This window comes from Halomicrobium zhouii, assembly GCF_900114435.1.
GTDB lineage: Archaea > Halobacteriota > Halobacteria > Halobacteriales > Haloarculaceae > Halomicrobium > Halomicrobium zhouii.
The window spans coordinates 45,040-68,760 of record NZ_FOZK01000002.1 but is presented as its reverse complement, the minus strand read 5'-3'; the positions used below and the strand labels follow the sequence as shown (position 1 = coordinate 68,760).

17 protein-coding genes are annotated in these 23,721 nt (G+C 67.8%); 7 read left to right on the top strand and 10 right to left on the bottom strand.

The genetic code is table 11. The annotated features are described in order from the left end of the window. Positions 1-123 precede the first annotated feature (123 nt). Positions 124-2,181, bottom strand: a complete 2,058-nt coding sequence (locus tag BM337_RS07845; RefSeq protein ID WP_089815742.1) for an alpha-amylase family glycosyl hydrolase — start codon at positions 2,179-2,181, stop codon at positions 124-126. 103 nt (positions 2,182-2,284) lie between these two features. On the opposite strand from BM337_RS07845, the gene BM337_RS07840 reads away from it, so the two are divergent. Both BM337_RS07840 and BM337_RS07835 read left to right on the top strand, forming a co-directional pair. Next, positions 2,285-4,309 carry a DUF7997 domain-containing protein gene (locus tag BM337_RS07840; RefSeq protein ID WP_089815740.1) on the top strand — a complete coding sequence of 675 codons (2,025 nt, stop codon included), beginning with the start codon at positions 2,285-2,287 and terminating at the stop codon, positions 4,307-4,309. Between the two features lie 182 nt (positions 4,310-4,491). After that, on the top strand, positions 4,492-5,055 hold the full coding sequence (locus BM337_RS07835; protein WP_089815738.1) for an OsmC family protein: 564 nt from the start codon (positions 4,492-4,494) through the stop codon (positions 5,053-5,055). 45 nt (positions 5,056-5,100) lie between these two features. Here BM337_RS07835 and BM337_RS07830 read toward each other — a convergent pair whose 3' ends face one another. Then, a complete protein-coding gene (locus tag BM337_RS07830; protein ID WP_089815735.1) occupies positions 5,101-6,249 on the bottom strand; it encodes an ABC transporter ATP-binding protein in 1,149 nt (382 codons plus the stop codon). A 243-nt stretch (positions 6,250-6,492) separates the two neighbouring features. Between BM337_RS07830 and BM337_RS07825 the strand changes: the two genes are divergently transcribed. Genes BM337_RS07825 through BM337_RS07815 form a run of 3 tightly spaced genes read left to right on the top strand, consistent with a single transcriptional unit; the run spans position 6,493 to position 9,831 of the window. After that, positions 6,493-7,776, top strand: coding sequence for an extracellular solute-binding protein (locus BM337_RS07825; RefSeq protein ID WP_089815733.1), 1,284 nt, complete (start codon positions 6,493-6,495; stop codon positions 7,774-7,776). A gap of 10 nt (positions 7,777-7,786) precedes the next feature. Continuing rightward, positions 7,787-8,752: a carbohydrate ABC transporter permease gene (locus BM337_RS07820; protein ID WP_089815731.1), complete on the top strand. Its 966-nt coding sequence runs from the start codon at positions 7,787-7,789 to the stop codon at positions 8,750-8,752. Beyond that, complete coding sequence (locus tag BM337_RS07815) at positions 8,749-9,831, top strand: sugar ABC transporter permease (protein WP_089815729.1); 1,083 nt, start codon at positions 8,749-8,751, stop codon at positions 9,829-9,831. The genes BM337_RS07820 and BM337_RS07815 overlap by 4 nt, the downstream gene beginning before the upstream one ends. A 572-nt stretch (positions 9,832-10,403) precedes the next feature. Here BM337_RS07815 and BM337_RS07810 read toward each other — a convergent pair. Continuing rightward, complete coding sequence (locus tag BM337_RS07810) at positions 10,404-11,786, bottom strand: hemolysin family protein (RefSeq protein WP_089815727.1); 1,383 nt, start codon at positions 11,784-11,786, stop codon at positions 10,404-10,406. Between the two features lie 270 nt (positions 11,787-12,056). Further along, entirely contained in the window at positions 12,057-12,446 is a 390-nt protein-coding gene (locus BM337_RS07805) for an Hsp20/alpha crystallin family protein (RefSeq protein WP_089815724.1), read from the bottom strand. Positions 12,447-12,736: 290 nt separating this feature from the next. Here BM337_RS07805 and gap point away from each other — a divergent pair, with 290 nt between their 5' ends. Continuing rightward, on the top strand, positions 12,737-13,747 hold the full coding sequence (gene gap / locus BM337_RS07800) for a type I glyceraldehyde-3-phosphate dehydrogenase (RefSeq protein WP_089815722.1): 1,011 nt from the start codon (positions 12,737-12,739) through the stop codon (positions 13,745-13,747). A 550-nt stretch (positions 13,748-14,297) separates the two neighbouring features. Here gap and BM337_RS07795 read toward each other — a convergent pair. After that, a complete protein-coding gene (locus BM337_RS07795; protein WP_089815720.1) occupies positions 14,298-15,548 on the bottom strand; it encodes a hypothetical protein in 1,251 nt (416 codons plus the stop codon). Positions 15,549-15,626: 78 nt separating this feature from the next. Beyond that, positions 15,627-16,037, bottom strand: a complete 411-nt coding sequence (locus BM337_RS07790; protein WP_089815718.1) for a hypothetical protein — start codon at positions 16,035-16,037, stop codon at positions 15,627-15,629. Positions 16,038-16,229: 192 nt separating this feature from the next. Between BM337_RS07790 and BM337_RS07785 the strand changes: the two genes are divergently transcribed. Then, complete coding sequence (locus tag BM337_RS07785) at positions 16,230-17,441, top strand: phosphoglycerate kinase (protein ID WP_089815716.1); 1,212 nt, start codon at positions 16,230-16,232, stop codon at positions 17,439-17,441. A 21-nt stretch (positions 17,442-17,462) separates the two neighbouring features. Here the strand turns inward: BM337_RS07785 and BM337_RS07780 are convergent, their stop codons facing one another. The 4 genes from BM337_RS07780 to BM337_RS07765 form a co-directional block, all read right to left on the bottom strand. After that, the gene (locus BM337_RS07780) at positions 17,463-18,752 is read right to left on the bottom strand and encodes an MFS transporter (RefSeq protein WP_089817138.1); all 1,290 of its coding nucleotides are present in this window, start codon (positions 18,750-18,752) and stop codon (positions 17,463-17,465) included. 115 nt (positions 18,753-18,867) lie between these two features. Continuing rightward, a complete protein-coding gene (locus BM337_RS07775; RefSeq protein ID WP_089815714.1) occupies positions 18,868-19,710 on the bottom strand; it encodes an NAD-dependent epimerase/dehydratase family protein in 843 nt (280 codons plus the stop codon). Between the two features lie 95 nt (positions 19,711-19,805). Next, positions 19,806-21,806 (bottom strand): ABC transporter ATP-binding protein, encoded by a 2,001-nt coding sequence (locus BM337_RS07770; RefSeq protein WP_089815712.1) that lies wholly within the window; start codon positions 21,804-21,806, stop codon positions 19,806-19,808. Beyond that, entirely contained in the window at positions 21,803-23,701 is a 1,899-nt protein-coding gene (locus BM337_RS07765) for an ABC transporter ATP-binding protein (RefSeq protein ID WP_089815710.1), read from the bottom strand. The genes BM337_RS07770 and BM337_RS07765 overlap by 4 nt, the downstream gene beginning before the upstream one ends. Positions 23,702-23,721: the final 20 nt, after the last annotated feature.

Genomic DNA, 23,721 nt, shown 5'->3' with positions numbered 1-23,721 from the left:
CTGCGGCCTCCAGTGCTTATCGGGTCCGCCGTCGTCGACCGCCCGGCCCCTTTCAGTCCCACCCCGTGGAGGCACAATGGGCAGACCCGTGGCGGCCGGTTCCTCGCCGACTCTACTCGTTCGTCACTCCGTGCGCCGAACGACGACGGCGTCCGAAACGCGGAGCGAGTCGCCGGCTCCGACGTCGGTTTCGGAGAGCAGGTCCGTGTCCGTGACGTCGACGCCGGGCGTGACCGTCGCGGGCTCGTCGCCGAAGTTCAGGACGACCACGAGTCGCTCGTCGTCGCTGGCGCGCTCGTAGGCGACGACGCGGTCGGGGTCGCCGTCCGTCACGTCGACGTCGACCGGGTCCACCCCGTCGGCGCGGAGCGCGGGGTGGTCGTCCCGGAGCGAGACGAGGCGGCGGTGGAAGTCGGTCAGTTCCTGGTCGCCGTCGTGCCAGCGCATCGTCCCGCGGGAGTCCTCGACGCCGCGCTCCTGGCCGTAGTAGATCATCGGGACGCCGGGGAGGGTGAACGTCGCGGCGGCGGCCGCCGGGAGCGCCGCCCTGCCGCACTCCTCGAGGTAGCGGTCCTCGTCGTGGTTCTCGACGTAGCGCATGTGCACCGCTTCGTCGGGGTAGCCGTGGCGCTGGGTGTCGGTCAGCGCGTCGAAGATGACGTCGGCGGCGGCGTCTCCCTGGCCGATATCGCGCAGGGCGAAGTAGAGGTCGGCGTCGTAGTGGAAGTCGAACTCGTTCTCGTGGAAGGCGGCGTCCCGCTTGGGGACCGTCTCGTCCAGCAGGAGGAACTCGTCGTCCTCATCCTTCACGCGCTCGCGGACCTCCTTCCAGAAGCCGTGGGGGACGCCCCAGGCGACGTCACAGCGGAAGCCGTCGACGACGGGTGCCCACTCGGCGACCACGTCGAGCATCCACTCGCGGACCGCCAGCGAGTCGAAGTTCACGTTGGGAATCCTGGTCCAGGTGAAGTAGTGGCCCGGCGCGTCGTCGCCCGCCCAGTCCACGTCGCTGGTGTCCTGTTCCGTGGGGATGCGCTCGTAGTGGTCGGCGTACTCGGGGACGCCGGCGCGGTGGAGCTGGAAGGCGGGGTGGTCCCGCGAGGTGTGGTTGATCACCAGGTCGAAGACGACGCGGATGTCGGCCTCGTGCAGGCGGTCGACGAGGGACTCGAACGCGGCGCGGGACCCGAGGTCGTCGGCGGTGTCGAACATGTCCGTGATGTGGTAGCCGTGGCGGGTGGGGCTCTCCAGGACCGGCGTCAGCCACACGACGTCGATGCCGAGGTGTTCGAGGTACGGCACCCGGCGCTCGATCTCCTCGAAGGTCGTGTCGACCGTCTCGCCCGCGAACTCGCGAACGAATATCTCGTACATCGACGTCTCCCGGAGCCAGGCCGGCGGGTCGGCGGGCCGGTCGACGGTGAGGGACTCTCCGCCGAGCGAGAGTTCGAGCGTGTCGGCGATGCTATGACGTTCGGCGACCGCGACGGCGTGCACCCGGGCCAGTTCGGGCAGCGCGTCGGCGGGGACTCGCAGTTCTGCGTCCTCGATGGCGACGTCGTCCTCGTCCAGTTCGTCCCGATCGTCGAGGTGGAATTCGACGTCGGGGTCGCTCCCGTCGGGGGCGGCGTCCGCGGTGACGGTTACGACGACCTCGTCGCCCTCCTGTCGCCCGTCGAGTCGGACTCTCGGTCGGCCCGGACCCTCGACCGTCACCTCGGAACTGGCGAACGGATCGAACGCGTCGTCGAAGGCGAAGAGGCCCTCGTGGTCGCCCGGCGGCAGGTCGGCGTCGAGGACCCAGGCGCCGTCTTCGAACTGCGCTCGGTCGACGCCCATCGTGAAGTCGTTGAACTGGCCGATGACGCTCGCCGTCTCGGCCCCGGAGACGTCCCCGTCGACGTCGGCCGGGTCCACGCGGAACCGGGCGGGTTTCCGGGGGTCCGGGAACGCGCGGACCGTCTGGTGGTGGGTCCCGTCCGGCGCGTCGAGTTCGAGGCGGTAGGTGCCCGGGACGTCGGGCGCCAGGTGGACAACCGGGCCGTCGCCGACGGTGATGTCGCTGTCTCCGGGCGCGTCGACGAGTCGCCAGGCGAAGGATGCGTCCGGATCCGGCGTGCGCGGGGCGAGTTCGACCGACTCGCCGACGTGGACGAACCGGGGTGGGCCGGGGTGGTGCATACCCGCACGGAGCGCCGGGCGTCGCTTGGGTGTTACGGTCTCGGAAAATCTGTGAAATAGAATTACACCAAAGTTATTACCCGGCGACTGCGATAGGGAGGCAATGAACTTACGGGACGCGCTGAACGACTTCAAGCGCCATCGTGGAGCCGACTCCCGGTTCCCTGGCGAACGACGCACGACGGCCGGACGGTTCTCCGGCCGCGACGGGCGGCTCGTCCACGTCGGCGCGGACGGCGCCGTCCGGGACTTCAGCTACCCGCTCGTCGGCCTGACCGGTGTCGCCCGGTCTCGCTTCGGCGTCAGGCCCGCCGGCGAACCCGCCGCCGAGACGGCGTGGTTCGACGCCGCCGCGAGCGAGCAGCGCTACCACGCCGACACGGCGCTGGTCGTCACCGACCACGAGACGCCCTTCGGCGCCGTCACCGAGTACGACCTCACCCTCGACGACCGCCACGTCACGCACGTCGACGCCAGTAGAGCGTCGGAGCCGCTCGACGTCGTCGCCTGCGTCGGCTTCGCGCCGGACGGCCGCGAGAATCGAATCGCCCAGCTCCACCACGGCGACGCCGTGGAGGTGTACCACGCCGACGAGACTGACTATCTCGCCAGCGCGACTGGCTTCGAGACGGTCCGCGGCGACGCCTTCGAGGGATTCGAGTCGCTGCTCGCCGCCGACCCCAGCGACTACCCGCGCGAGGGGCCGGAGAACCCCTACGACGAGGACCTGCTCAGCGGCGACGTGATCGGGGTCGCACCCACCGAGGACGGCACCGCGACGGTGGCGACGTTGCTCACGACCCGGGGCGAGTCGTCCCGCAGCGACGCCCTCGAACGCGTCCGGGCGGCCGCGGCCGAGTACGACCGGGACGCCCTCGAACGCGTGGCGAAGGCCCAGGTCGAGGTGACCGTCGACGACGACCTGCCCCACGCCGACGCCGTCGCGGCCGATCTCCGCGTCGTCTCCCTGCTCACCGGCGCGAGCGGGCTCCGCATCGCCGCGCCCGACTTCGACCCCTGGTACGCCTACTCCGGCGGCTACGGCTACTCGTGGTTCCGCGACGACTCGGAGATTTCGCGGTTCCTGCTGGAGGCCGACGACCGCTTCGACCTGGGCATCGACGACTGGCACGACCGGAGCGCGAGGGCGTACCGTGACACCCAGCTCGAGGACGGCTCCTGGCCCCACCGCGTCTGGGCCTTCGACGGCTCGCTGGCGCCGGGGTGGGCCAACGGCCGGCTGGAGGCCGGCGACGACGTCAACTACCAGGCCGACCAGACCGGCAGCGTCGCGGCGTTCCTCGCCCGCGCCGGCGGCGACGACCGCGAACTGCTCGCCCGCGCCCTCGACGCCCTCGACGCGTCGCTGGCCGACGACGGCCGCCCGGTCACCTGCCAGAACGCCTGGGAGGACATGGTCGGCCGGTTCACCCACACCGCCGCGACGTTCCTGGAGGCCTACGCGACGCTCGCGGGGACGGACGTCGACGGCGTCAGCGACCGGGCCGCCGAGCGCGCCGACGAAGTGTACGAGGCCCTGGACGACCTTTGGGTCCCGGAGCGGGAGACGTACGCGCTCAGAGAGTACGGCCCCGAGAACGAGGAGACCGGGCTGGACGCGCGGGCCGACTCCGGGACGCTCGCGCTGGCCAACGCCCACCGCGCCTACGCCGAGGTGGGTGACGTCGACGACGAGCGAATGGACAGGCTCGTCTCACACGTCGAGGGCGTGGTCGAGGACCTGTTCCACGAGACCGACGACGTCGCCGGCCTGGTCCGGTACGAGGGCGACGCCTGGCGCCAGCGGGACCAGGGTCGCGAGAAGATCTGGACCGTCTCGACCGCGTGGGGCGCCCACGCCGCGGCGACGACCGCCGCGTTGCTCGTCGACCGCGACGACGAGCGGGCCGAGGACGTGGCGGGGACGGCCCGCGACCTGCTGGCGCTCGTGCTCCCCGGCGGAGCGCTCTGCGAGCCCACGGGCTACCTGCCCGAGCAGGTGTTCGACGACGGGACGGCCGACAGCGCGACGCCGCTCGGGTGGCCCCACGCGCTCAGGCTGGCGACGGTGGCGCTGATGGACGAGTACGACCTGCTCGAAGCACAGGCAGTGGCGGCCGACGACTAGTCCGTCCCGTCGCGACCTCGCGAGGCGGCGCGACCGGGTGAAATCGGCGGGAACCGGCAGCTGACGACAGGCATCTGCCGACTACGGGACGCGTATCTGTCACGGTCCCGTGCGCAACCGAGTGGTACATTCTAACACGATTTTATCGACTCAGCGACCCTACTAGACGACGAGGGCTCACCATGGCAACAGCAGAACGAACGGTCGTAAACGGCGTCGACGTCTCCGCTCTGGAAGGCGCGATAGAATCGATCACTGAGGACCCCGCGGGCGGTGCGTTCACCTTCCGGGCCGAAACCGAGTGGGAGGACGCGCTCAAGTCCGTGACGACGATCGACGAGTTCGATCACGCAGGGGAGACCGTCCACACCCGCGAGTTCACGCTCCAGGGCGACGAACCCGAACAGATCCTGGGCGAACGAGCGGGCCCCAACGCCGTCGAACTCTTACTCGGCGCGCTCGGATCCTGTCTGAGCGTCGGGTACGCGGCCAACGCCGCGGCGATGGGCATCGAACTCGACGACCTCAGCTTCGAGATGGAGGGCGACCTCGACCTGCGGGGGTTCCTCGGCATCTCCGAGGACGTCCGTCCGGGTTACGAGTCGATGACCTGTACGGCGCACGTGGCGTCGGACGCCTCCGAAGAGGACCTCGCGGCCTTGCGCGAGCGCGTCGAGAAAACCTCGCCGCTCGTGGACGCGATAACGAACGAAGTGCCCCTCGAGACCCGAATCGTCTCGGAGTAACGCCGCACAGTTTTCCATCCCTCGCGAGCCGAAACGCAGCGGTTGTCAGGCCGCGGCGACGGCGTCGCGCTCGTCTTCCCCTTCCTCGAACAGCAGTGAATCGCCGGTCCTGGCGTCGAAGACGTGGACTGCCGCCTCGTCGAACGCGACCGTCACGGTGTCGCCCCAGGAGGGCTCGACGTCCGACGCGACGCGGGCGACGAACTCCTCGCTGCCCAGGTCCAGGTAGAGGTAGTTGTCGCTGCCGATGGGTTCGACGACCTCGACGACGGCCTCGTTCCCGTTCTCGCGGGCCTCGCCCGTTCCGACGGTGACGTTCTCGGGGCGGACGCCGAGGCGGACCGACTGGGCGCCGCTGTCGGCGATCCGTCGGGCGCGCTCGCCGCGGAGCGTGTAGGAGAAGTCCTCGCCGGTGAGCGTCACCGCGTCGCCGTCACTCGCGATGGAGACGTCGAGGTCCATGAAGTTCATCGAGGGGGAGCCGACGAAGCCGCCGACGAACTCGTTGCGGGGGTTCTCGTAGACGTCTTTCGGCCGGCCGGTCTGCTGGAGTTCACCGCCGTCGAGGATGGCCAGCCGGTCGCCCATCGTCATCGCCTCCTCCTGGTCGTGGGTGACGTAGATGGCGGTGATGTCCAGTTCCTCCTGCAGGCGCTGGATTTCGGTCCGCATCGACGTCCGGAGCTTCGCGTCGAGGTTGCTGAGTGGTTCGTCGAAGAGGAAGACGTCGGGTTCGCGGACGATGGCGCGCCCGAGGGCGACGCGCTGTTTCTGCCCGCCGGAGAGTTCGCTGGGCTTGTCCTCGAGTAAGTCCGCGATGCCCATCATCTCGGCCGTCTCTTCGACCTTCGCCTGGCGCTCGTCCTTCGAGAGGTCCGTGCTCATCCGGAGGCCGAAGGCCATGTTCTGGCGGACGGTCTTGTGGGGGTACAGCGCGTAGTTCTGGAACACCATCGCGACGTCGCGCTTGCGCGCGTGGACGTCCGTCACGTCCTCGCCGTCGATGACGATGCGACCGGAGGTGGGTTGTTCGAGGCCGGCGAGCATCCGCAGCGTCGTCGACTTCCCACAGCCCGAGGGGCCGACGACGGTGACGAACTCGCCGTCGGCCACGTCCAGCGAGACGTCGTCGACGGCGAGGATCCGCCCGCTGTCGAACTCCTTCGTGAGGTGGTCGAGCGTGACTGTTGCCATGTGGTCGAGTGTCGGTCTAGCCCACCATAGGTCTTTCTCAAATTTCGTAATTTGTGATGTACAATTTCGTAGCACTTTTTACACCGGGGCGTGTGGTACCGAGTGGCGGTCCGGATGCGCTGCCAGGTCCACCCCGTCACTTTTCGGTCGGAGAGCGCCGCTGCGCGCGGGAAATGTGATGAACGTTCGTGAGTTTTCCGAATGATTTAAGTCGTGAACGACTATTTCATCCAATATCCACACATGGACCGCAGAACCGTCCTCAAGCAGCTCGGCGCCGCGACGGCGTTCGGCTCGCTCGCGGGTTGCGTCGGCGTACAGGAACAGGACACGGAGACCGCTACGAACGACGACGGCGGTGACGGCAGCGACGACGGTAGCGCGGACCAGGACACCGAGACGGCCGGTCCCGCGGGCGAGGCCACGGCGTGGTACTCGCTCCCGGAGCCGGAACTCCCCGGCCGCGAGAAGGCCATCGAGACGTTCACCAGCGAGACCCGCCACACCGTCGAGGGGTCGGACATCTCCGACCTCGAACAGAAGACGACCAGTGCCGTCCCGGCCGGCCAGGGGCCGCAGGTGTTCGACTGGGCCCACGACTGGGTCGGCGACTACTACCAGCGCGGCTTCCTCACCGACCAGAGCGACGACCTGACCGTCGACCTGGACGTCTTCACCGACGCGGCGGCCGACGCCGTCCAGTACGAGGGCAACGTCGTCGGCCTCCCGTACTCGGCCGAGACGGTGACGCTCGTCTACAACACGGACGTCGTCGACGAGGCCCCCGAGTCGGTCTCGGATATGGTCGCGGTCATGGACGAGTACCACGACCCCGACGCCGGCCAGTACGGCCTGAGCTACCCGTTCGACCCGTACTTCACGAGCGCGTTCCTCCAGGGCTTCGGCGGCTACTACTTCGACCCTGCGGCCGACCCACAGCTGGGCGTCGACCGCGACGAGACCATCCAGGGCCTGGAGTTCGCCCTGGAGAACCTCACGCCGTACATGCCGAACGACCCGACCTACGAGCCCCAGGCCGCAGCGTTCGCGGAGGGCAACGCCGCCTTCGCGATCAACGGCCCCTGGTACCTCGCGACGCTCAACGACAAGGGCGTCAACTACGAGGTGACGTCGCTGCCGGCCGTCGACGGCGGCGAACTCCGCCCGTACACCGGCATCTCCATGTGGTACTTCGCGAAGGCGATGGAATCGGGCGGCGCCGACGCCACCGCCGGCCGCGAGTTCGTCGAGTGGTACGCCACCAACGAGGAGATACACCTCCAGAACGCCGAAGAACACGGCGCCATCCCCGTCCTCGACAGCCTCGTCGGCAGCGACGACCTGCCGGCGAACGTCCAGGCGTACTCCGAGACGGTCGGGCAGGGCATCCCGATGCCCACCGACCCCAAGATGAACAAGGTGTGGGGCCCGATGGAGACGGCGCTCATCGACGCGTTCAACGGCGACGCCACGGCCGAGGAGGCGCTGACCACGGCCGCAACCGATATCCGCGAGAACTGGGAGTAAGGACACACCAATGAGCACGGCATCACGCGTCGCCCGCCGCGTCGAGGCAGTGCCGTTCCTCGACAAGCGTGACCTGGGACTCCTGTTCGTCCTGCCGGGACTGTTCATCTTCTCGGCGTTCATGCTGTTCCCGGTGCTGTACCTGCTCGGAATCTCGTTTACCGACGCGGCACCGGCGAACCTCTACGCCGGCGAGGGCGCGTTCTCGGTGCTGACGTTCGGTGAGGCGACGTTCGTCGGCCTGGCGAACTACGTCGACGTCGTCACCGACCCGCAGTTCTGGAACTCCTTCGGCGTCACCTGGCTGTTCGTCGCCACGAGCGTGACGCTGAAGCTGTTCCTGAGCATCGGCGTCGCGCTCGTCGTCACCAACGACCGCGTCAGGGGCAAGCGCCTGATGCGCTCGTTCATCATCCTCCCGATGGGCCTGCCCGCCATCTTCACCATCACGGTGTGGCGCGGTATCTTCAGTTCGGCCGACTTCGGCCTGGTGAACCAGTTGCTGTCGACGGTCGGCGCCAGTTCCGTCGCCTGGCTCTCGGGTCGCTGGACCGCCTTCGTGGCGTACAACGTCACCGAGATGTGGCTCGCGTACCCGTTCATGGTCATCATCACCGTGAGCGCGCTCCAGGACGTCCCTGAGGAACTCCACGAGGCCGCCGTCGTCGACGGTGCCGGGTGGTTCGCCCGGCTTATCCACGTGACGCTGCCGTCGATCAAGCGGCCCGTGCTGTTCGCCACCATCCTCACCTCGGCCGCCTCGTTCCAGCAGTTCCTGATCCCCTTCGTGTTCAACCAGGGCGGCCCGGCGCGGGCCAACGAACTGCTGATCGTCTACGGCTACCGCGAGGCGTTCCAGTTCTCCGAGTACGGCCGCGGCGCCGCCATCAGCATCGTCGCGGTTGCGTTCATCGGCGCGTTCATGTGGCTGAACGTCAAACGCGGCAGGCTCGCCGACGGGGTGGACGACGCATGAGCTTCGTCGGTGCTATCGCCCGCAAGGTCGCCGAGGACGCGAAACGCGTCGCGTACGCGCCCGTCGAGAGCGGCCGGGCCGCCGTCTACACCGCACGGCAGGTCCGTGACGGGGATGTCCCGGCCACCGAACCACTGAAGACCGTCGGGGCCACACTGGGCGCGCTCCTGCTCGTTATGGCGCTCATGTTCCCCATCTACTGGATCCTCCAGGCCGCGCTCTCCGGGTCTGGCGCGTCGCTGTACACCTCCGGCGGCATCTCACTGTTCCCCGAAGACCCGACGCTCCAGCCGTTCGTCTGGGTCGTCGGCGACCTGATACTGCCGGCCTACAGCGTCACGGTCAACGTGCCGCTGACGGATCTGGCCGTGGTGTTCGACACGCCCCAGCTTACCGTGCTCGACGCCTCCGCACACGGCGTCGACAATCCCTCGGACTTCAAGCAGTTCCTGTGGAACAGCCTCACCGTCGCCATCCCGACGGTGATCATCTCGATGTGCCTGATCGTCCCGGCATCCTACGCACTCTCGCGCCGGGAGTTCATCTTCCGCCGGAAGATCCTGTTCGTCTACGTGCTGATGACGCAGGTCGGCGGCGGCCTCGGCATCGCCCTGCTGATCGGCCTCTACGCCGTCTACGTCCAGTTCGGCTTCAACGACAACAAGCTGGCGCTGGCGGTGTACTACGCCGCGACTGCAGTGCCGTTCAACACGTGGCTGCTCAAGACGTACATGGACGGCATCCCCGTCTCCTACGAGGAGGCCGCCGTCGTCGACGGCGCGCCGCCGTGGCGGGTCGTCACCGAGGTCATCCTGCCGCTGTCGGCCGCCGGGCTGGCGACGGTGTTCATCTTCACCTTCCTCACCGGCTGGACGGAGTTCGTCGTCGCCCAGACGCTGCTGGGCACCGAGAACTACACGCTGCCGGTCGGGCTGTTCGGACTCGTCTCGGAGTACTCCATCCCGTGGGCGCGCTTCTCCGCGTTCGCGCTCACCTTCGCGACGCCCATCATGCTGGTGTATCTGTTCGCCCAGCGCTACATCGAGGGTGGGCTCTCCTTCTCCGGGATGGAAGGCTGATCTGCCGCCGCTTTCTGCCGTTTTCTCGTTGAACTGATTGAGTTCTGCGTGGATGGTTTTGGGGGATTAGTTATTGGTGAAACGGTGACAGCGAACGCCCAGAAAGCCATCGGCGCGCTCTCAAGAATCGGAACTGAGACCGCCAACACCCAGAAAGCCCTCGGCGCGCTCCAGTCCCGCGGCCCCGCTTCGCTCCTCACTTCGTTCCGGTGCCCTCAGCGAAAGCTGAGGACTACGCGAGAGCTACGCTCTCGCGGTCGCTTACGGGGCCGAGGTTCCCGGACCCCGCCTCGCCCTTTCAGTCCTCCGAGGACCGCACAGCACCGCAGCCCTGCCCTTCCCCTTCCACGCGAGCGAAGCGAGTGTGGGCTCGAAAGACGAGGTGTGCCAAGTCTTTCGGTGGGTCGCGCGATGAAACGCACTCCCGACCGGTTGCGTTGAGCCAAGCACTGCGAGGCGATGCTCGTCAGAACTTCGTTCTGGCGGGGGTACAGTCGGGAAGCGTGTCGTGGCGCGGACGCGCTACACCCAGGAGGGAGTGGAGAGTTACTCACGTGGCCCCACGCTCCTCATCACTCCTCGGAGTCGTCCAGAGTCCCGGAGCCGTCTTCCGGTCGATCCTCGCTCTCGTCGGCCGTCGACTCGTCCGGTAAAATCCGCACGCGGGCGACCCGTGCGCCGTCGACCGCATCGACGTCGAGGTGGTGGCCGTCGGCGGTGACGCGGTCGCCGACCTCGGGGGCGCGGCCGAGGCGGTCGAGGACGAGGCCGCCGATGGTGCCGAACTCGTCGGTCTCGAAGGCCGTCTCCAGTTCGTTGTTGACCTTCCCGATGGGGACGGCACCGTCGACGGTGTACGTGCCATCGCCGTTCCCCTCGATCGACGGTTCGCGCGCGTCCACGTCGAACTGGTCCCTGATGTCGCCGACGACGACCTCGACGAGGTCCTCGACGGTGACGATCCCCTCGAAGGAGCCCCACTCGTCGATGACGGCGGCCATCTGGCTCTGCTCGTCCTGGAACTGGCGGAGGAGCTGGTCGACCTGGCCAGTCTCGGGGATGACGGGCAGGTCACGCACCAGGTCTCCCGCGGTGGCGGTGGGCTCGCCGTCGCTTGACTCGGTGACGCGGATGAGGTCCTTGACGTCGACGAACCCGACGACCTGGTCGCCGTCGTCTGCGTCGAGGACCGGGTAGCGCGTGTGGCCCTCCTCGACGACGAGTGCACGGAGGTCGGCGACGGTGGCGTCGGCGGACGCGCTCACGACGTCGGGGCGGGGGACCATGACCTCCCGGACGCTGACGTCGTCGAGGTCGAACACCTGCTCGATCATCTCGACCTCCCGCTTGTCGACGTGACCCTCGGTGCCCGAGCGGGTCAGTATCATCAGGATCTCCTCCTCGGAGAGGGTCTCCTCGGTCTCGGAGGCCGGCGGGATGCCGATCAGGCTCGTGAAGGCGTTCGCCGTCCCGTTGAAGACGACGAGGCCGGGGTAGAAGACGTAGTAGAAGAACTTCATCGGCGGCGCGACGAACAGCGCGATCCGTTCGGCCTGCGCGATGGCGATGGTCTTGGGGGCGAGTTCCCCGAAGACGACGTGGAGGAACGTGATGAAGCCGAAACCGATGGCGAAGGCGACGAGGGAAACGGCGCTTTCGGGGAGAACTGACTCCAGTACGGGATGAATGAGCTCGGCGACGGCCGGTTCGCCGATCCACCCCAGGCCGAGGGAGGCGATGGTGATCCCCAGTTGCGTGACTGCGAGATAGTCGTCGAGGTGCTGGAGCGTCCCCTGCAGGGTCTCCGCTCCGGGTTTCCCTTCCTCGACCATCTGGTCCACCGCCGTCGAGCGGATGCGCACGTACGCGAACTCCGCCGCGACGAAGAAGCCGTTCAGGAAGACGAGGAAGAACGCGGCCAGCAGCCGGCCGAGCGAGAGTGCGACATCTACCATGCCAGTCCGTACGGCAGCGCATCATTAAACCATGGTGTCTGGCGGATTGGCCCGCCGTATCGACTGAATCGCCAGACGAGGAGCCGACGGACGCCACGAAGCCGTTCGGCTCCGTCGGGGCGAACGTACAGACCGAGCAGCGCCACGAGAGCGTATTCGTCGTGTTCAGGTGCATACGCGAGCCACGAGGGGCTGGCAGGCTGGCGGTGGAACTGAGAACTCTCGACGAGAGACGAAAACCGGCGGAGAGCCAGCGCGACGACGGGACCGCTAGTCGAGGCTGATGTCGCTGGCGTCTTCGCTCCGCGTGAAGCTTACTTCGAGAATACCGTTGTTGTACGTCGCGTTGGCGGAGTGCTCGTCGACGTGGGCCGGGAGTCGCACCCGTTCGCCGTAGTCGCGCTGGTCGGCCGCGGCCTTGATCGTGAGGACCTCGCCGTCGCACTTGAGGTCGATGGCGTCCTTGTCGACGCCGGGCACGTCGGCCACGACCCGGACAGCCTCGTCTGTCTCGTGAACGTCGAGGTGGAGGTCCGCCCCGTAGTCGGCACCACTCTGTTCGATGTGGACGTCCCCACCGGCACCCATCACGTCGTTCATCATCCGCTCTAGCTCGCGGAAGAACTCGTCGAAGGGGTCGTCACGGTCGTCGCGTCTCATCCTGTGAACGCTTATGACGACCCACGGAATAAAGCTTCGGCCGTCCACAGCGCTGGACCCTCTCCTGTTGGAGACACTACAGTTCGGCGAACTGTTCGACCACCACATGGCGGGCGGACTGACGGGATCTTTCACGGCACCCATAGGACATTTGACTCGTTCGAGAGAGGCAGCCAGCCCGACGACTTTCCCACGATCGTTCAGTTGCGACCGTTCCACGTTGATGAACGAGCGATTCGTCCCCGACTTCGAAAACCCTTTACTCGCTCTGAACCCAATTTATACTCGTCATGAACAACGAGCCTGTCCGCGTCGGCCTGAACGGCTTCGGGCGCATCGGTCGGAACGTCTTCCGGGCGTCCATGGAGAGCGACGCCGTCGAGATCGTCGGGATCAACGACGTGATGGAGGACGAGGAGTTCGAGTACCTCGCGAAGTACGACACCGTGCTGGGCCGGTGTGACGGCGCCTCGCTCGAGGACGGCACCCTGACCGTCGATGGCACCGACTTCGAGGCGGGCGTCTTCCACGAGACTGACCCCAGCAAGCTCCCCTGGGGCGAACTCGACGTCGACGTCGCCTTCGAGGCCACGGGTATCTTCCGGTCGCACGAGGACGCCAGCCAGCACCTCGAAGCCGGCGCGGACAAGGTCGTCATCTCCGCCCCGCCGAAGGGCGACAAACCCGTCAAACAGCTCGTCTACGGCGTCAATCAGGACGAGTACGAGGGCGAGGACGTCGTCTCCAACGCCTCCTGTACGACGAACTCCATCACCCCCGTCGCCAAGGTGCTCCACGAGGAGTTCGGCATCGAGGAAGGCCAGCTGACGACGGTCCACGCCTACACCGGCACCCAGAACCTCGTCGACGGCCCCAACAGCAAGCCCCGCCGCCGCCGCGCCGCCGCCGAGAACATCATCCCCACCACCACCGGCGCCGCCCAGGCCGCCACCGAAGTCCTCCCCGAACTGGAGGGGAAACTCGACGGCATGGCCATGCGCGTCCCCGTCCCCAACGGCTCCATCACGGAGTTCACCGTCAATCTCGAAGCGAACGTGACGGCGGGCGACGTCAACGCCGCCTTCGAGGCCGCGGCGGCGGGTGAGCTGGAAGGCGTCCTCGGCGTGACGAACGACGAGATCGTCTCCTCCGACGTCCTCCAGCAGCCCTACTCGACGCTCGTCGACCTCCAGAACACGAACGTCGTCGGCGACATGACGAAGGTGCTCACCTGGTACGACAACGAGTACGGCTTCTCGAACCGCATGCTCGACGTCGCCCAGCACGTCCACGAGTACTAGGGTTCGCTGGCTCTCCTGTTTCCTGATTCGCTCCGTTTCGCGATGGCTTTTCGACCTGAGTAACAGCAGGTGGCGCGCGCTGTCGCGGCCTTCGTGCCGCGACGAAAGTGTGCGAGGGATGAGGAGCGCAGCGGAGCGAGCACCGCAATCGGCTGGGGAGGCGTGTGGCTGTGGTTTTCGTGCTGGGCGGGACTGAAAGGGGCGAGACGTTCGACGAGCGAGACGACGCAAGGACCGCAACGAAGTGAGGACCGCAGCGAGTCGCAGCCGTCGAACGACTCGGGGCTTTCGAGTTGTTTCTCCCGACAAGAAGTAGAAAGCCCCCGGTTGCTGGAGTCGAGCGGTTCGCTGCGCTCCTCGGCTTCGCCTGCGGTGCTTACTTCACCGGTCTTCCTCCAGCGACCGGCCCCTTTCATCCCCGCCCGGACCGCACAGCCACACCCTCCCCAACCGACTCGTTCGGTCGCACGCTCCCTCACTCGTCCCTCGCGCAGGTTTGTCGCGGCACGAAGGCCGCGACAGCGCGCGCCTGACTTGTGTAAAAACTTTATCAGAAAGAGTAATCCAGCGGTTCGCGGAGCGCCCACGTATCGGTTTCAGGATCCAGTCTGTTCGGCTCCGAGCCGCGCTCGGTCAGGACGCCGGCGTGGTAGAGCATCGCCTTCAGCTGGAACACCGTCGGGGAGTGATACACGTTCCCATCCCGGAGTTCGTCGACCTGTAGGTCTCCGTCGGCGTCGAGCACCCGGGAGCGGACGTCGTCGGTCCCCCGAAGAAAGAGTTCGACGGTGAAGGTGGGATGCAGGCGGTGCAGCCGGGTCACGAACTCGACGAGCGAGGGTTCTGGCTCGCCGTCCTCGTGCATCGTCTGGAGTTCCTCAACGATCAGTTTGGTCGCTGGGTACTCCCAGAGGACCCGTCTCGTCAGCAGGCCCCACTCCGGAGCAATGTCACAGAACCGCTTCCGCGAGCGCTGCCAGTTCTCGAACTCGGCCAGCGCCGCGTCGACGGAGCCGTACCGGTCCAGCGCGAACCGGACGACTTCCTCGCCGAGGGGCGTCAGGTCGACGCGGTGGGGTTTCTCCTCGATGAGGCCGAGGAACGCCGCGCCCGTTCGGGCGCCGTCGACTGCGTTGACGACGCGCTCGCCGAGAATCGCGTCCGTCGCCCCGGGGTGGTACACCGCCAGCGGGTAGGCGAGGTAGTTCTTCGGGTGGTTCAGCCCGAACGATTTGTCGGCGACGCCCTGGGCCGTGGCCTGGAACCGGATGGCCGTCGCGTCGTCGGAGGTGTGGTTGCCGACGACGCGCGGGACTTCGACGGGGACGACCTCCCCACCGTCCTCGACCCCCAGCACACCGACGTTCAGTTCGCGGGCGAGGGTGCGAGCGGACTGGGAGATGGCCGCCTTCGGCGCGGCGACGTAGGCGGCGTTGGCCTCGTTCAGCCGGTCGTAGGCCTGGACGACGCCGCGCTCGACGTCGACGGCGTCGTTTCCGCGATATCCCTTCGCCTCGATAGCGACGAGCGGCGGCTGGTCCCCCACGCGGTCGACGGCCAGGAGGTCGTCTTCGAGTTTGCGGACGCCGACGAGGTCCGGGTAGCCCGAGCCGACGCGGACGTGGTTGAACGGCGCAAGACGGTCGCGGACGGCCTCGGGGACCCGCTGGTCGGCGAGCCACTCGTCCATCGCGAACTGGGTGTCGACGACGGCGTAGGCCTCGTCCTCGCCGGGGTCGGGAAACAGGCGAGCCTTCGCGTGGGCCAGGACCTGCGGTTCCGAGAGCGCCGCGCTTGCCATGGACGGCGATCGCCGTCGGGGGACAAGAAGGTTCGGCCACGCAAGTGCCCGCAAGCACGGCAGAAAAGGGTCGCGGCGTTACTGGTCCGCCATCCAGTCGCGCGCTTCGGCCATGTCGTCGGTGATCAACGCCTCGGGACCGCCGTCTGCGTCGTCTGGCATGTTCTCGCTCATCTCCTTCATCTCCATCTCGGAGATGACGCTGTCCGACCGGACCATCGCCGTGGCCTGGACGCCAGCCTCGACGGTCTTCGGCGTCCACTCCGTCTGGAGCCACTGCTTGTCCGCCTCGTCGTGGGCCTTCACGTTGCTCGTGTCGACTATCATCTTCGTGGCGTTTCGCTCCTCGACGGCCGCGAGCAGGTCGTTGCACCCCTCGCGGAACGCCTCCCCCGAGGCGAACGCGGTCCACGTGTGGATCAGTGTGCCGATGTCGTCGTCCCATTCTATCGTGTACTTCTCCCCTTCTGTGTGTACTTCCGGTGCCATACTCGGACTCTCAGACGATTTCGCATAAACGCTGCCCCGCAGTTATCACGGCTGGTACTCCGGGACGGCGGGCGGGTCGGAGCGGTGAGCCAGCGTGGCGGGGCGCGCACGCCCCGACGACGCCCCGACGACGCACCGTCCCGATCAGCCGGTTTTTTCTCGCCGACGCGCGACCGTTCGAACTGACAACAGATGCCCTCGTTCAAGACGCTCGACGACCTCGACGACGGCCAGCGCGTCCTCGTCCGCCTCGACCTCAACAGCCCCGTGGAGGACGGCGAAGTCCAGGACAACCGCCGGTTCGACCGCCACGCCGAGACAGTCGCGGAACTCGCCGACCGCGAGTTCCAGACCGTGCTCATGGCCCACCAGGGCCGACCCGGCCGGGACACCTTCGTCTCGCTGGAGCAACACGCCGACATCCTCGCCGACCACATCGACCAGGACGTCGGCTTCGTCGCGGACACGTTCGGCGACGACGCCATCGCGGCCATCGACGACGTCGATTCGGGGGAGGTCCTCCTGCTCGAAAACACCCGAATGTGCGACGAGGAACTCCCCGAGGAGGACCCCGAAGTCAAGGCCGAGACGGAGTTCGTCCAGACCCTGAGTGCGGAGTTCGACGCCTACGTCAACGACGCGTACTCGGCGGCCCACCGCTCGCACGCCTCCCTCGTGGGGTTCCCGCTCGTGCTGCCCGCCTACGCCGGTCGCGTCATGGAGACGGAGTACGAGGCCAACACCGCCATCGCCGAGAAGGAGTTCGACGGCAACGTCACGATGGTCGTCGGCGGCACCAAGGCCACCGACGTCATCGACGTGATGAGCGCGCTCGACGAGAAAGTCGACGACTTCCTGCTGGGCGGCATCGCCGGCGAACTGTTCCTCCGCGCGGACGGCTACCCCGTCGGCCACGACGTCGGTGACATGGACCTGTTCGACGAGCAGTGGGAGGCAAACCAGGCAAAGATCGAGTCGATGCTCGCCGAGCACCGCGACCAGATCTCGCTGGCCGTGGACCTCGCCTACGAAGATGACGACGAAAACCGGGCCGAGATAGCCGTCGACGAGATCGAGGAGAAGACCCAGGGGTTCCTCGACGTCGGCTCGGAGACCGTGATGACCTACTCGCCGATCATCCGCGAGTCCGAGGCCGTCTTCGTCAAGGGCGCGCTGGGCCTGTTCGAGGACGAGCGCTTCTCCGTTGGGACCGTCGGCGCGCTCGAAGCCATCGCCGCGACGGACTGTTTCTCCGTCGTCGGCGGCGGCGACACCTCCCGGGCTATTCGTATGTACGGGATGACGGAAGAGGAGTTCTCTCACGTCTCCATCGCCGGCGGCGCGTACATCAGCGCGCTGACCGGGCAGGAACTGGTCGGTATCGAGGTGCTGGCGCGGGAGTAGACGATTTCGGTCGTGTGGCGGTTACCTCCCCGCCGCCCGACCCAGGTACAGTCCCACGCCGGACGCCGCGGTGGCGATAACCGCCAGCGTCAGGAATAGCTCCGCCACGCCCGCGAACGCGAGGATGGCGCCGGCGATGGTCCCCCCCAGCGCGCCGACGCCGAACACGCCGAGGTACGTGAAGCCGTAGGAGAGCCCGCGCGTGCCGGCGGGCGTGTACTCGGCGACGGTCGCCTGGTACAGCGGCTGGACGACGAAGAGGAAGATACCCAGGACGGCACCGAGCGCCATCAGCGGGCCGATGCCCATCCCGGCGACCGGGACGAACGCCAGCGCCAGGACCGCGAGGACGGCGAAGGCGCCGGCGATGCCGTACTCGACGGGGAACCGGTCGGTCAGCTTCCCGCCGGCGTACTGGCCGACGACGCCGACGAGCAGCAGGCCGGCGTAGAAGTAGTCCTGCGGTGAGATGGTCTGGGCGTCGCCCGCTTCGACGCCCAGCGCGGATCCGACGCTCGCCGGCAGCAGTTCGGTGACTGGGATCGGTTCGAACCCGGGCAGCCCGCGGAGCAGCTCCGGCAGGAAGGTGAGGATGCCGCGGTAGTACAGCCCCGAGCACATCACGACGACGAACACGAGGAGGAACCCGCCGGCCAGGAGCCGTCGCGACTCGGTGACGAACTCACCCAGCGAGTCGACGCCGGCGTCGGCCTTCGAACTGCCGCCGTCGGCCGCCGCTCCCTCCGCGACGTCTTCGACGGCGGCCGTCTCGTCGAAGTTCGCCCGGGCGGCGTACACCGCCGCGAGCAGCGCGGGCACCCCCAGGATCAGCGCCACCGTCCGCCACTCCACGAACAGAAGCAGGACGGCGGTCAGGAGCGGCCCGAGGCCGATGCCGAGGTTGCCGGCGATGCCGTGGTAGGCAAGCCCGGTCCCCCGTTCCTCGACGCCCTTGCTGATCAGCGAGAGGCCCGCAGGGTGGTAGACGCTGGCCGCCACACCCCAGAGGACCAGGGCGAGCGCGACGACGAGCATGCTCGGCGCCAGGCCGAGCAGGACGTAGGACAGCCCCATCCCGAGCAGGCAGGCGCTGATGAGCCGCCGGGACCCGATGCGGTCGACGAGGATGCCGCCCGGCAGCGCGCCCAGGCCGAACAGGCCGTAGCCGAGCGTCACGACGACGCCCAGCGTCGCCGTCGTCACCTCGAACTGGGCGATGCCGAGCGAGATGACGTCGAACTCGGTGAGCCAGACGACGACGAACAGCGGGACGGCCATCTCGTAGGTGTGGACCGCCGCGTGGGCGAGCATGACGAGCGCCGTAATCGCGCGGTCGTTGGCGTTCACTGTGTGCCGTCTCTCGTCGCTTCCACCTTATTTCGTCGGTCCCGGGACGGTGGCGTCCAACTCCGACCAGACGTCGATGTTATTCTGGCGGCGTATCCCACTGTTCACCGTTATCTTCCGGCTCGTACCCCAGCACCTCCCTGGCGTGGTCGACGTCGAACCAGCGACGGTCGTTGTCGCTGACGCCGTAGAACACGTCGAATTCGACGGAGTCGTCGGTGAAACAGCGCTCGACCATCTGGGCGTGGTCGCGGCGGGACTGCCACATCCCCTTCATCCGGGCGACCTGGGTCGCGTAGGCGTCGCTGTCGCGCTCGAACTCGCCGCGGTCGACGCCGGCCTCGGCGTCACCGTAGGGGTGGTCGTACTCGGGGTCGCGGACCGCACAGATCCGCAGGGCGTACACCTGCATGTCGTGGGCCTCGGCGGCCAGCCGACCCAGTCCCTCGGCGTACACCTTCTCGACGCCGTACATCGAGTCCGGCCGGGGCTGGACGGTGTGGTCCACGGTGAGGCCGTAGTCCGGATAGTAGACGTCGGGGGCGTGTTCGACCTCGTACATGCCCACGGCGTGGTTCGAGGAGGCGTAGACGAACGTGTCGACGCCGGCGTCGACGGCCGCCTCGTAGGCGTTGGCGTGAATCTCCAGGTTGGCGAGGTGCCCGTCGAAGGCGTGGATCGAGCGGTCCGACGGGCCGCCCCCCTCGATGGGCGCGTGGGCCAGGTGGACGACGGCGTCCTGGTCCTCGAAGTGGGGCCGGATCGCGTCGTAATCGCCGACGTCGGCCTCGACCGACTCGACGTTCGGGTCGGGGTGGGGCTCCGGGTCGACGCTCGTCAGCTGGTACTCCTCGCGGTCGGCGAGGTGATCGGTGATGGCGGTGCCGACGGTGCCGGCACCACCGGTCAGGAGCACGTTCATGGGGACTGTTCGGGGCTGACTGCCTTGACTCGTGGGGCCGCTGGGCGGGTGAGGAACGCTCGCGACGATAGCCCATCCAACGGTCGCGGCACCGCTCAGTCAGTAGTGATGGCGTCCGCGCGCCGCTCGACCCGGTCGACGAACTCGGCGGGGAGGGACTGGACGTCACCGACCTGGACGTGCCAGAGCGACGCGTAGAGGCCGTCGGCGTCGAGCAACTCGTCGTGGGTTCCGACTTCTGCGACTTCGCCGTCGTCCATCACGACGATGCGGTCGGCGTCGCGGACCGTCGAGAGCCGGTGGGCCACGACGATGGTGGTGCGCTCGGCGACGAGCGAGGCGATGCTGCGCTGGATGAGCGCCTCCGTCTCGTTGTCGACGTGGCTCGTGGCCTCGTCGAGTACCAGAATGCCAGGGTCGTGGAGCATCGTCCGGGCGAGACAGAGGCGCTGGCGCTGGCCGCCGGAGAGCTTCACGCCGCGCTCGCCGATGGTCGTGTCGAGGCCGTCGGGCAGGTCCGCGACGAAGGCGTCGGCCTCCGCTCGCTCCAGGGCAGTCCAGACCGCCGCTTCGTCGGTCTGCGGGGTGCCGTACGTGACGTTCGCCCGGACCGTCCCGGAGAAGAGGAACGGGTCCTGGCTGATGTAACCGACGGCGTCCCGGACGCTGTCGACGGTCAGGTCCCGCACGTCGTGGCCATCGACGCTGACGCTCCCCTCGTCCACGTCGTAGAACCGCATGAGTAGTTTGAGCAGCGTCGACTTCCCCGCGCCGGTCGGCCCGACGATACCGACCGTCTCGCCCGGGTCGACGTCGAAGGAGACGTCTGTGAGGACCGGTGGGCTCTCTCGCTCGTCGGACTCGCTCTGGTCGCTCTCGGGGTAGGCGAACGTGACGTCGTCGTAGCTGACGCCGCCGTCGACCGCGTCGAGTTCGGTCGCGTCCGGTCGCTCGGTGACCGACTCCGCCGCCCGCTGGACGCCGAGGATCCGGTCGGCCGATGCCGTCGCGCTCTGGTAGCTGTCGATGACACCGGCGACCTCTATCATCGGCCAGGAGATGCGCTGGGTGTAGAGGAGGAACGTGAGCAGGGTCCCGGCCGTCAGCGTGAGCGTGAACGGGCCCGGTGGGCCGTCGACGACCCAGTAGGCACCGACGCCGAAGGTCAGGACGACGCCGACGCCCGTGAGCGCGCGCATCGAGGGGTAGTGTCGCGCTCTGATGTCGACCAGCTCGAGGCCGGCGTCGACGACCCGCTCCGAGGCCGCCTCGACGCGGTCGTACTCGAAGGGTTCCGCGGTGTAGGCCTTGACGACGGAGATCCCGCTGACGCTGTTCTGGAGCTGGGCGTTCAGCTTGCCGGTCGTCTCGCGGATCGCCCCGTACGCGGCGCCGATCCGGCCCGAGAACCAGTAGTTGGCCGCGACGATGACGGGTACGACCGCCAGCGCCACGAGCGTGAACTGCCAGTTCAGCAGGGCCATGAAGAAGCCGACGCCGAGGAGGAAGGAGGCGGCGGTCATCGCGTCGTCGATAGTCTCCGTGAAGAACGCCTCCATCTCGTTGACGTCGTTGTTGAGGATGGACATCACCTCGCCCGTCTGGTGGTCGTCGAAGAAGCCCATCTCCAGGCGCTGGACGGTGTCGTAGGTCCCGGTTCGCACGTCGTGCTGGAGATTGAACGCGAACGCGCCCCAGGAGAGCGTCCGGAGCACCTGGAAGATCTTCCCGAGGACGGTCAGTCCGAGCATGGCACCGGCGACGAGCCACAGCTGGTCGATCGGTTCCTGTATCCAGGCCTGCGGAACGAGCGGCGGCGCGAACGTCCGCTCGTTGCTGAACAGCGTGTCGTAGGCGTATCCAAGGATAGCCGTGCTGGCCTGGCCGGGGACGATCCACACCAGCCGGATCAGCAGACCGGCCACCGCGAGGTGGAGGTACGGGCGCCCGTGGTCGCGCATGAGTGCGAGCACCGGCCAGTCCGTGTCGGCCCGGTAGCTCGACTCCGTGGTCTCGTCCGCTTCGTCGGTGTCGTCGGGCCCGTCGGTGTCGTCGGCTTCGTCCCTCTCGCCTGCTTCCCCGGACTCGTCGCTCATGCCACGTCCTCCTCCCGGCGCACGCGTTCGAGGAACGAGTCGGGCAGCGCCGCGACGTCGCCGACCTGGACGCGCCAGAGGTCGGCGTAGAGGCCGTCGTCGGCGAGCAGGTCGTCGTGCGTCCCGGATTCGACCAGCCGCCCGTCGTCCAGCACGAGGATCCGGTCGGCGTCGCGCACCGTCGAGAGCCGGTGGGCGACGAGGAACGTCGTCCGGTCGGCAGCCAGGCTATCGAGCGTCCGCTGGATCAGCACCTCCGTCTCGTTGTCGACGTGGCTGGTCGCCTCGTCGAAGATCAGGAAGGCCGGATCGCGGACGATGGCCCGCGCGATGGCGATGCGCTGGCGCTGGCCCCCCGAGAGTTTGACGCCGCGTTCGCCCACCTCGGTGTCGTACCCCTCCGGCAGGTCGGCGACGAACTCGTGGGCGCCCGCGAGTTTCGCGGCCTCGACGACAGTTTCGTGGGAGCGCCCCGACTCGGCGTAGGCGACGTTCTCCCGCACGCTGCCGTCGAACAGGAACGGGTCCTGGGAGACGTACCCGACCGACTCCCGGAGGCTCTCGACGGTGAGGTCCCGCACGTCGTGGTCGTCGACGCGAATCGTTCCATCGTCGGGGTCGTAGAAGCGCAACAGGAAGGAGAGCAACGTCGACTTGCCGGCCCCCGTCGGGCCGACGACGCCGACGGTCTCGCCCGGGTCGACGGCGAAGCTCACGTCGTCGATGGTCGGCTCGTCGCGGCCGGGGTAGCGGAAGGTGACGCCCTCGTAGCTGACCGCGCCGTCGGGGTCGGCCAGGTCGTGGGCGCCCTCGCGTTCGGCGACGGCGTCGTTCTCGACGGCCTCGCGGAGCCGCGTCGCCGCCGACTTGCTGTTCTGGTAGGAGTCGATGACGTCCGTGATCCCTTGCATCGGCGTGACGAGCGCGCCGGCGTACATGAGGAAGGAGACGAGCGTCCCGGCGGCCAGTTCGCCGGTGAAAAAGAGCGGGGGCTGCCCGGAGATTACCCAGTACCCGCCGATAACGAGCGTGAGCACGCGGGCGGTGTCGGAGACGACGCGCATCACCGGGTCGACCGCGGCCTGTGACCGGTGGGCGTCCCACTGGGCGTCGAGGTGGTTCCGCGAGGCGTCCGCGACCCGCTCGCGCTCGGCGCGTTCGGTGCCGAAGGCCTTGATGACGGAGACGCCCTCGACGTTGTTGTTCAGCCGGCCGTTGAGTTCACCGACGCGCTCGCGGATGGCCTCGTGCTTGGGCTCGATGTGGGCCGAGAACCAGTAGCTCAGCGCGAACAGGACCGCCGGCACGACGAGCAGGACGACCGCGAGTTGCCACTGGAGCCACAGCATGTAGACGAACGCCGCGACGGCCAGCGACACCATCGCCGCGCCCCGGCTGACCGTGCCGTAGACGAACGCGTTCAGCTCGTCCACGTCGTCGTTGAGCACGCTCATCACGTCGCCGGTGTCGCGGTCGTCGAAAAAGCCCAGTTCCAGCCGCTGGACGGTGTCGAAGACGTCCATGCGGACGTCGTGCTGGAAGTACGTGCCGAACCGGCCCATCTGGTGGCGCGCGAGGAAGTCGAACAGCGTCTCCAGGCCGTAGGCCGCCACGAGCAGACCGCCGGTGAGGAGTAGCTGCTCCCACTGGGTCATCGCCTGGAGCCACTCGCCGGGGACGAACGGCAGGCGGAACTCCTCCGTCCCGGCGAGAATGGCGTTTATCGCCATCCCGATCAGGAACGCCGGCGCCTGCTGTGGGAAACGCCCGAGGGCGGACAGCGTCATCCCGACGGCGAACTGCCGCCAGCGCGACCGCCCGTGGCGGCGGAACAGCCACCAGAGGGGATTTCCCCGTTCGGTCGCCCCATCCCCGACGATTTCCGACGACGACATGTCTTTTCGTCGTACCGACG